At 66.8% G+C, this 8581-nt stretch carries 8 protein-coding genes; 3 read left to right on the top strand and 5 right to left on the bottom strand.

Going from position 1 to position 8581, the window contains the following annotated elements; all coding sequences use genetic code 11:
- Positions 1-227: hypothetical protein (locus BUC15_RS20580; protein ID WP_217652296.1), on the top strand; the 227-nt coding region annotated here is incomplete at its 5' end.
- Between the two features lie 151 nt (positions 228-378).
- Here the strand turns inward: BUC15_RS20580 and BUC15_RS17970 are convergent.
- The 4 genes from BUC15_RS17970 to BUC15_RS17985 form a co-directional block, all read right to left on the bottom strand.
- Entirely contained in the window at positions 379-1497 is a 1119-nt protein-coding gene (locus tag BUC15_RS17970) for a DNA/RNA non-specific endonuclease (RefSeq protein ID WP_073191245.1), read from the bottom strand.
- Positions 1494-3323, bottom strand: a complete 1830-nt coding sequence (locus BUC15_RS17975; protein WP_073191248.1) for a hypothetical protein — start codon at positions 3321-3323, stop codon at positions 1494-1496. Before BUC15_RS17975 ends, BUC15_RS17970 begins: the two co-directional genes overlap by 4 nt.
- 218 nt (positions 3324-3541) lie before the next feature.
- Positions 3542-3832, bottom strand: a complete 291-nt coding sequence (locus BUC15_RS17980; protein ID WP_139280356.1) for a type II toxin-antitoxin system RelE/ParE family toxin — start codon at positions 3830-3832, stop codon at positions 3542-3544.
- The gene (locus BUC15_RS17985; RefSeq protein ID WP_073191254.1) at positions 3829-4062 is read right to left on the bottom strand and encodes a type II toxin-antitoxin system ParD family antitoxin; all 234 of its coding nucleotides are present in this window, start codon (positions 4060-4062) and stop codon (positions 3829-3831) included. The genes BUC15_RS17980 and BUC15_RS17985 overlap by 4 nt, the downstream gene beginning before the upstream one ends.
- 244 nt (positions 4063-4306) lie before the next feature.
- Between BUC15_RS17985 and BUC15_RS17990 the strand changes: the two genes are divergently transcribed.
- Positions 4307-5359: a zinc-binding metallopeptidase family protein gene (locus BUC15_RS17990; RefSeq protein WP_139280357.1), complete on the top strand. Its 1053-nt coding sequence runs from the start codon at positions 4307-4309 to the stop codon at positions 5357-5359.
- A gap of 628 nt (positions 5360-5987) precedes the next feature.
- Here BUC15_RS17990 and BUC15_RS17995 read toward each other — a convergent pair.
- Positions 5988-7070: a dTDP-4-dehydrorhamnose 3,5-epimerase family protein gene (locus BUC15_RS17995; RefSeq protein ID WP_073191257.1), complete on the bottom strand. Its 1083-nt coding sequence runs from the start codon at positions 7068-7070 to the stop codon at positions 5988-5990.
- A 251-nt stretch (positions 7071-7321) separates the two neighbouring features.
- Between BUC15_RS17995 and BUC15_RS18000 the strand changes: the two genes are divergently transcribed.
- Positions 7322-8581, top strand: a 1260-nt coding sequence (locus BUC15_RS18000; RefSeq protein WP_073191260.1) for an AAA family ATPase, incomplete at its 3' end; no start/stop codon positions are given.

The raw sequence follows: 8581 nt of genomic DNA on the forward strand, positions 1-8581 counted from the left end.
CGCAGGCGTCGCTGCGCTCCTTCGGCGCGGCTCAACCAGCGCGCCGGCCGAGACTCCGCACCGTCCGCAAGGAGGTTTCGTCACGCCTGCTCGTAGAACTCGCCGGGCGGCTCAACCAGCGCGTCGCGACCGTCAAGCCTGTGCACAGGTCTCTGCATACATCGAAGCAACGGCTATACAGACACCCCTCGACGCATAGAGAGATCTATGCACGCTCTCAGCCCTGAAGCGGCTCCTGCGGTACGCCGCAAGGTGGTTGCGACACGCCTACTCGCTGACGCTCACGAGGCGGCTAGTCCGAGAATGACCATCTTCCACCCGAAGGACAGCCCCCGCCAGGGGTCGCCCCTGACTCATCCAACGGTCGGTTGACCCACTTCATAAATGCCCTCGGTGCGCGCGGATGCGCTCAAGCGCGACACCGACAGCCCGCTCACACGGCACCGGCGACCCCGCCGGCCTCAACCGGGTGCCCTGGTCTCCCACCTCGAAGAACTGCGCGAGCATCAGTACCAAGTCGACGACGACGACCTGGACACGGACCCCTTCGAACCCTGCTCCAGTATCGACGATGCCCTCGATCCGCTCAGCGACGTAGCCTTGGCTGCCCTGCCGACGCCCCGTGCTCGTGGATCTCAACCGTGGTCGCGTCAGGTTCCCTGCGCGCGTCAAGCGACCCGCCCGCTTCGAGCGGTACATCGTCTTAACCTCGAAGGCAACCAACTCGCCCTCGACGACGGCCACAAGGTCGAGATCCTGACGCCCCTCCTCCCGAGGCATACCCGCGTCGCCGAGGGCTACGAGCGTCACATCAAACTCCTCGTCAAGGATCACCGCGACCGCCTCCTCCCCCAGCGCGCCAAGCTGCCCGTCGGTTGCCCCGCAGAGTTCCACGGCGAGCCGTTCACGCCCCTCGACGCCGTCGAACCGATTGCGAAACACCTGCGACTCGCATCGCCCAGGCCCGATGATTGTCAGCTGCACGTAGCCGGGTAACAGCGTCTCGTCCACATAGACCAGCAGCACCGCGAACAGGCTGGAAGCCGCGTCGGTAATCGCTTTCCGCTCCATGGCGCGGTATCTGCGTCCGTCGCTCGACCAGCCGCGGTTGAGCGCACGGTCCTGGGCAAACAGGTTCGGGCCGTATCCGCCACCCGCGGTGTAGGGCAGCAGGTGGCCGCGGTCAAGCGGCCTCCCGGCGCAGGTCTCGGGGATCGGGAAGCCTCTCTGGTAGGTCTCCTCCCTCGCCTGGCCGGGCGACTCGGGGTGCCCGATGGCCAGAACCGTGCGATCGACCCCTTCCGTGGCATCGAGGAGGAACCTGGCTCCGTGATAGGTGAACTCCGTCAGAGCCGCGTCCGGCCACTGCGCCAGGTACGCGTCGGCTGCGGCGTCGACCACCGCATCGGACGGATCCATGCCCGCGTCCCGAGCGGCAACAACCACCGCCTCAAGGTCGATACCCCGCAAGGCATGGCTCGCCGCACCGGCACTCATCTCCCCACGCCGTCCCAGCTCTGCATGCGCGACTCCGCGTCGGCCACCACCCTCCCGCCTTCGATGTGCGCCACCGTCCACCACCTCTCCCCCGAGTCCAGCACGGCCTGCGTCGGCACCAACTCGGCGACCAGGCCGTCCTCCCCAAAGAAGGCGACCACCGGCCTCGCCTCCTCCAGCGATGACGACGAGTAGACGTGTACCCGCACCTCCACCATCCCGTCGACCCCAGGGACCAGGTCGACGATCTCCGGGCCGCCCTCGACCTCGTCCTTCCTCAGCACCGAGTGCGAGGCGTTGCCCTTGTACGACGTCTCGGAGTCGCCGAGCCGCACGTGCAGGTCGACGTCATGCACCCGCGGCGACCAGCGCAACTCGATGCGCGCCGGACGCCTGCGAGGAGGCGGAAACGACGCGGCGACGTCGGCGCGGAACAGCCCCGATTCCCGCGGCCGGTCGGGCCGGACGTTCGGATGCAGGTGACCGCGACCTCGTTCGGCGACCGGGACGGCGTCGAGGGCCCCGTCTCCGAGCGGGCCGTGCGCGACCAGGAACACGGGAGCGCCCGGCAGCGACCCCACATAGTCGCGCATCGTGACGGCGTGCCTGCCTGACGCTGCCGCCTTGTACTGCTTCACCTCGACGGCCGCGACGGTGACGTCGTCCGACCCGCGCCTGAAGCAGTAGTCGGGCTGGATGTTGGCCTTCCGCCCTCCCCCGAGCGGGCCCGCAGCGGGTAGCCGCACCTCGCACCAGAGGGTGAGGTCGCCGTCGGGCGGGTCGAGCCGCGCAAGCAGCGTCGCCCGGAACGGAAACCGGAGCGCGCCGTCGGTCACCACGAACTCCAGCCGCGAATCCAGAGCCCGGTCGAGTTGCGTCGCGATCCAGGCCGAGTACAGCTCGTGCCGCTTGCCCCAGGCGGGCAGCGAAAGGACGTCGGTCAGCAGGTCGACGGCCCGCTCGACCGTCATGTCCCTGGCTTCCCCGGCCTCGAAACCGTCGAGCCAGCGGTCCAACTCCTCGAGTTGTTCATCCGACGAGGTGGTCGCGCCCCTTGCGATCGCCGCAACCCACCCGTGTACGCCCGACGCGACGCTCAACGGCCAGAAGTCGGCCGCGGCCTGCCCGATCTCGCGCTGCTCGGCGTCGAGGTCCTCGTCAGCGTCTCCGAAGACCCGGTCGCGCACCTCGACGGTGTCGGCGCCGATGGATTCGAGGCGACCCAGCACGTAGCGCACGAGGTCGACGACGCGACTGGCGCGCCCGTCGACGCGCGCATCCCCCGACGGTTCGACGTCCGGGATTCCGTTCTCGAACCGCCACGCTTCCCTGCGGTCGGCGCCCCCCGCCGTCACGAGATCATCGATCCAGTCGCTTGAGACGTGGTCCCAGATGACGGGGACTCCCCAGGCGTGTCTCGCCGTAAACGTCCACGGCTTCAGCTGGATGACAACCGTCTCGATCAGTCGCACATGCTCCCGGAATGCGGCCAGTGACTCGTCGATCGTGTCCCCGTCGGCGAACTCGTAGCTGACCCGGATGTTCTCGCCGGTGCCCGACGTCGCACCGACGCGTTCCAGCAGCCGGAGCAGGTCGCGCTGCATGCCGGCGAACGAGGATAGGAGCGGGGCCAGGGCATGGATGAGATCGCGGGCGCTCCACCCGGCCCGGTCCATCGCGTCGGTGATGGGCCCGTTCGGGTAGGGGCCCCCCAGCGCCGCGGGCCGTGCGCTCAGGTGCTCGGCGACGTCGGTGTCGTAGTCCTGTGGTCGGATCACGCGGAGCCGTACCCATTCCCGCCACAGTTCGGTCGCCGTCGACCACATGGCCCCTCCCAGGTTGTTGGTATCGACCCATCTTCTCAGGCTGGGCACCGGGCCGCCCCGCCCGATGACGGATAAGTGCGGTCACAATGAGCTTTTCGTCGCAGAGCCCGTTTGCGACCCGTCTCGCCGCACTTTTCCGGCGATCGTCCGACGCAACTGAGGGGAAAGTGCCAAGAACGCGCCCTCCGGCAAGGCGGCAGCCGACGATGCAACAAGCGCTACAGGTGCCGTGACTGGTCCATCCTCTGGTGGAGAATGCGGATCACGTCGACCCCGCCCTCGCCGTCAACATAGAAGATCAGGTGGCTGCCGATGCCGTAGCACCGATAACCCTCGCGAACCTCGTCGCACCTGCGCCCGCGTCCCGGCTGATCTGCGATGCGCTCGATGGCTGCCCCGATCTCGGTCACGTAGAGCTCTGCCTGGTCTGCGTCCCAGCGCTCCAAGGTGTAGTCCCAGATCGAGGAAAGGTCGCACTGTGCGGCCGGAGTGAGCCGGTAGCGAGTCACGATTTCTTCGCCGCGATGAACGCATCCAGATCAAACGGTTCAGGATCACCACTCGCCTCACCGGCCACGAGCGCCGCGCGCAACGCGGACATCTGCGTCTCCTGATCCTCCAGCAGGCGCAACGCTGCCCGGACCACTTCACTGGCGGATCGGTATCGTCCGGTCGCGACCTCCCGCGCCAAGAACTCGACGAAGTGGTCGTCCAGGCTGATCGACGTATTGGTACTCACACCACCGACGTTACCAAGAATTGGTAACTATCAGAAGGGCTGGGCCCTCACAGCCCAAGGCGTCCACGCCTGACCGCCTGGGCCTTCGACCGTCAGGATCAACGCCCAACCGCCTCCATCGGATCGAGCGGAGGGTCGGTCGAAATCACACGAAGAGGCTGCGCACTGGGACGGCGGCACGCTCGACGAGGCCCGCACCCACCCGACCAGCGCAAGAGCCGCCGCGCTGACTATCGTGTTCCCCGTGCAAACAGTGCTGAACTGCCCGGCCTGCGGGGCCCCCCTCTGGATCGAATCCCTGACGTGCGAGTCGTGCGCTCAGCCGGTCCTGTTCGACCCGGCGACCAAACGGTCGCTGCCCCTCGACGCCCCCGGCTTCGACGCCTGTGTCAGCCGCGCCCGGGGCTGCAACTGGGGCGTCCCGACCCACGGCCGACACCGGGAGTGCTACGCCTGCCGACTCACCCGGACTAGACCCGACCCCTCCGACACCGTCGCGATGGGCAAGCTCGCCGTAACCGAGGTGTCGAAGCGTCGACTTCTGATCGGGCTCGCAGACCTCGGCCTCCCCATCACGCCCTTCTGGTTCGAAAAGGGTGGCCTCGCGTTCGACCTGCTCGCGTCGACCAGGGATTCCCCGGTCACGATCGGGCACGCGAGCGGCGTGATCACCATCGACCTCACCGAGAGCCTCGACGACCATCGCGAGCGACTGCGGATCAACCTCGGCGAGCCCTACCGGACGATGCTCGGCCACTTCCGCCACGAGGTGGGCCACTACTACCAGTGGAAACTCGTCGAGCAGCCCGGCGGGGCCATGCTGGACGAGTGCCGGGCGCTGTTCGGCGACGAGCGCTCGTCCTACTCCGACGCGCTGCAACGCCACTACCGCAACGGCGCCCCGGCAGGCTGGGAGCAGGCCCACATCTCCTCCTACGCCACGATGCACCCGTGGGAGGATTTCGCGGAAACCTTCGCCCACTACCAGCACATCCTGCTGACGCTGGCGATCACCGCCACCGGCGGGCTGGTCATGAAGCAGGGCAGGCAGCCCGCCCTCGCTGCGGACGTCGTCCCGAGGACCGACTACTCAGACGTACCCATGAGCGTCGCCCTGGCCGACTGGCATTGGATCTCGCACCTGCTCAACCGCGCCAACCACGCGATGGGCAAGGGCGACCTGTACCCATTCACCATCCCCGGCCCGGTTGCCGAGAAGTTGAGCTTCGTCCACCGGGTGGTGGTGGCGTCACGGGTGGCCGAACCGTTCGTCGGGTTGGCTCAAGACGCCGGTTGAGAGGTTCTCCCGTTCCGGGGGCTGGTCTCCGGTCTCGGGAAGGAGGCGGGCTCCTCCAAAAGGGCGGGCCCGTCGACCCTCCCGGACACCAACGATCTGCCGCGGACACCAGCAGTTTGGCGCAGACACCAGCGATCTGACGCGGACACCAGCGATATAGCGCAACACCAGCGGTCTGGCGCGGACACCAACGATATAGCGCAACACCAGCGGTATACCGCTGGTGAATGGCCCTTCCACAGGTAACGACGACATATCCCTGGTGACGAGCCCTACCACAGGTATCGACGACATATCCCTGGTGACGCGGACCCTGAGAGTCGGCAAGACCCGCCCAATCGTCCCACGAGCCGCCAAGGCCGGACCCGTCGGCCCTCCCGGACACCAGCGATCCGACGCGGACACCAACGATTTGGCGCGGACACCAGCGGTCTGGCTCGGACACCAACGATTTAGCGCAACACCAGCGGTATACCGCTGGTGACGAGCCCTTCCACAGGTATCGACGACATATCGCTGGTGACGAGCCTTCCCGCTGGTAACGCGGCAGATCGGCGGCAACACCGACTGGGCGACCAAGGCGGTACGCGAAAGAACCGGCGTAGAAGTGCGGCAGAGAGGCCCCGGCTCACCGTTTCAACGCCCGCAGCCCCTCGACGATCGCCCCGACCGCCCCGTCGATCCGACCCGCAGCCTCCCGCGCCGCCGCATCGCCCCGACGATACGGGTCCGGCACATCATCCCCAGGAGCAGACGACCGGTGTCTCCACAGGTGCCCCGCCAACTCCCCCAACCTCAACCCCACAGGCAGCCCACCCATCTCCCGGGCCACCTGCCCGATCACAAACACCTTCTGACCACACCCGGGCCAAGCATCCAACACCCACCGACGATGCTCAGCCGCCAACGTCACGATCAGATCCGCCTCTTCGGCCAACTCCCGCGTCAACTGCCGCGCCCGATGCCCCGACCCATCGACGCCGTCAGGCAGCAGCATCTCCATCGACGGCTCCATCCCAGCCCCCACAACCGCATGCGTCCCCGCCGACGCGAACTCCACCCCCACCATCCCCGACGCCGCCGCGACGACCTCCGCATACGGCGAACGGCAGATGTTGCCCGTACACACGAACAGCACCCGGTACGGCTCGACCTCAAACCCGGGCATCAGCGACGTCTCAGCCAGCCACGGCAGCGCCAGGTCCCTCTCCGAGACCTCCGCCTCCGCCGCCCCGATCGGCCACTCGATCCCCAACACCGGGTCGAACAGGTTGACGTAGGCTCCAAGCTCCCGCGCCGACGGTGTCCAGTTCGAGTCCATCAGGAACAGAAACGTTGTCTCCTCGGTCAGAATCTGGTGCGCGTTGGCGACCCCCCGTGGCACGAACACCGCCGTGTCCGCATCCAACTCGCAGGTCGCCACCGTCCCGAAACCTGGCCCCGGACGAAGGTCCACCCACGCCCCAAGCGCCCGACCCGCCACGATGCTGACGATCCGGTTCCAAGGCTCGGCATGGAAGCCACGCGTGACGCCGCGACGATTGGTGTGCAGGACGTTGAGCTGCACCGGAGTGAACCCCGCGATCCCGAGCGACGCGAGTCTCCCGGCATGCCAGCCCTCCTTGAACCAGCCCTGATCGGTGGATTGCACGCCACCACGCAGGATCGTCAGGCCCTCGATCACGGTGGGCTCAGCCCCCAGGTCGGTCACAACAGCGTCTCTTTCATCCGGGAAAACAGACATTAGCGCAGCCGCAACGATCAAAGCAGCGGCGATCCGGCCCTCAGAGCGACATCTCACCGCAGCCGTGGCATGGTTGGACAGCAGCAACCCAGACCCCCCGTGCTGGGACGCCTTCCCTGTTGGTAGGGCAACGAAACACTCGGTGACGAGGGGGCGGCCATCCGGCACAGATCCATCAGCCAGTGGCAACCCGAACGGGCTCACCGTAGGCTGACAGCATGGACAATGGTGCGTTGACAGAGTTGCGTTTAGCCGCGTTCAAGAGCGTGCGGAACGCCTCCGTGCCGATCGGGCCGCTGACGCTCATCGTCGGCCGCAACGGCTCAGGAAAATCGAACATTCTGGACAGCTTGGCCGTCCTCTCAGCGCTCGCCACTGGCGCCGACCTGCGTGACGCTCTGGACGGCGGACGCGAAGGCCCGGTCGTCCGCGGCGGATCGGAGGGTTGCGCGCCCTTGGGGCAGGATCGCTTTAGCATCGGTTGCAGCGCGCACGTCAACGGCTCCGAAGTACATCTCGACGTGGAAATCCAAGTCCGCCCCACATTACAGATCTGGAGCGAGCGGCTGTGGAGCATCCGGGCCTCGGGCGCCCGTCGTGGCGAACCGCTCGAGTATCTGAAGTCTGAGGCGCCAAGCTCACATTCCGGGGACATTACTGCACGTTGGGAGAACGGGAAGCGCGGTTTGAACCCGCCGCTTCAGCTGCGTGCGAATCAATTGCTCACCGCACAAGTGGCAACGCGCGTGCCCGCGACAACTCAGGCGGGCCGAGCTGTTCATGAGGTGGCTGCCGGTGTTCTGCGGGCCATCTCAACCACATTCCTTCTGGACCCCGTCCCGCACCAGATGCGCGAGTACGTCCCTGAGAAGGACGATCATCTTCGCAGGACTGCGGACAACCTGTCAGCCGTCCTGAGACGGCTACTGGCACAATCAGAGACCGCAGCAGAACTGACCGCCATGACCAGGAGCCTTTCGGAGGCCCAGATCTCCGATCTATCTTCGGTGTCGAGCGATCTGGGCGATGTCATGGTCACCATCAACGAACGAATCGGAGGCCAGGATCGCTCAGTCCCTGCCCGCCTGATGAGTGATGGCACCCTCCGCTTCCTGTCGATGGCTGCTGCCATGCTCGACGCGCCCGCAAGCGATGCGGAAGGGGCAGGCGGGCGAGTCCTTGTCATCGAGGAGCTTGAGAACGGGCTCCACCCGTCGCAGGCGGCCCTCCTCTTGCAGAGGCTGAAGGCGTCCGCGGCCACCCGGAAGGTGCGAACCATCGCCACAACCCACAGCCCCGCGATCCTTGATGCGCTTGAAGGATCCGATCACGAATCGGTCGTCGTGACAAGTCGCGATGAGGATGGCTGGAGCCAGGTGACCCGGCTGGTCGACTTCCCTGACTACGTGGAAATCCTCGGAAAGGATTCGCTGGGCGCGAGCGCGACCCACGACAGGCTACGGCCCGGCTCTGTGGAT

It is taken from the genome of Tessaracoccus bendigoensis DSM 12906 (genome assembly GCF_900141915.1).
Classification (GTDB): domain Bacteria; phylum Actinomycetota; class Actinomycetes; order Propionibacteriales; family Propionibacteriaceae; genus Arachnia; species Arachnia bendigoensis.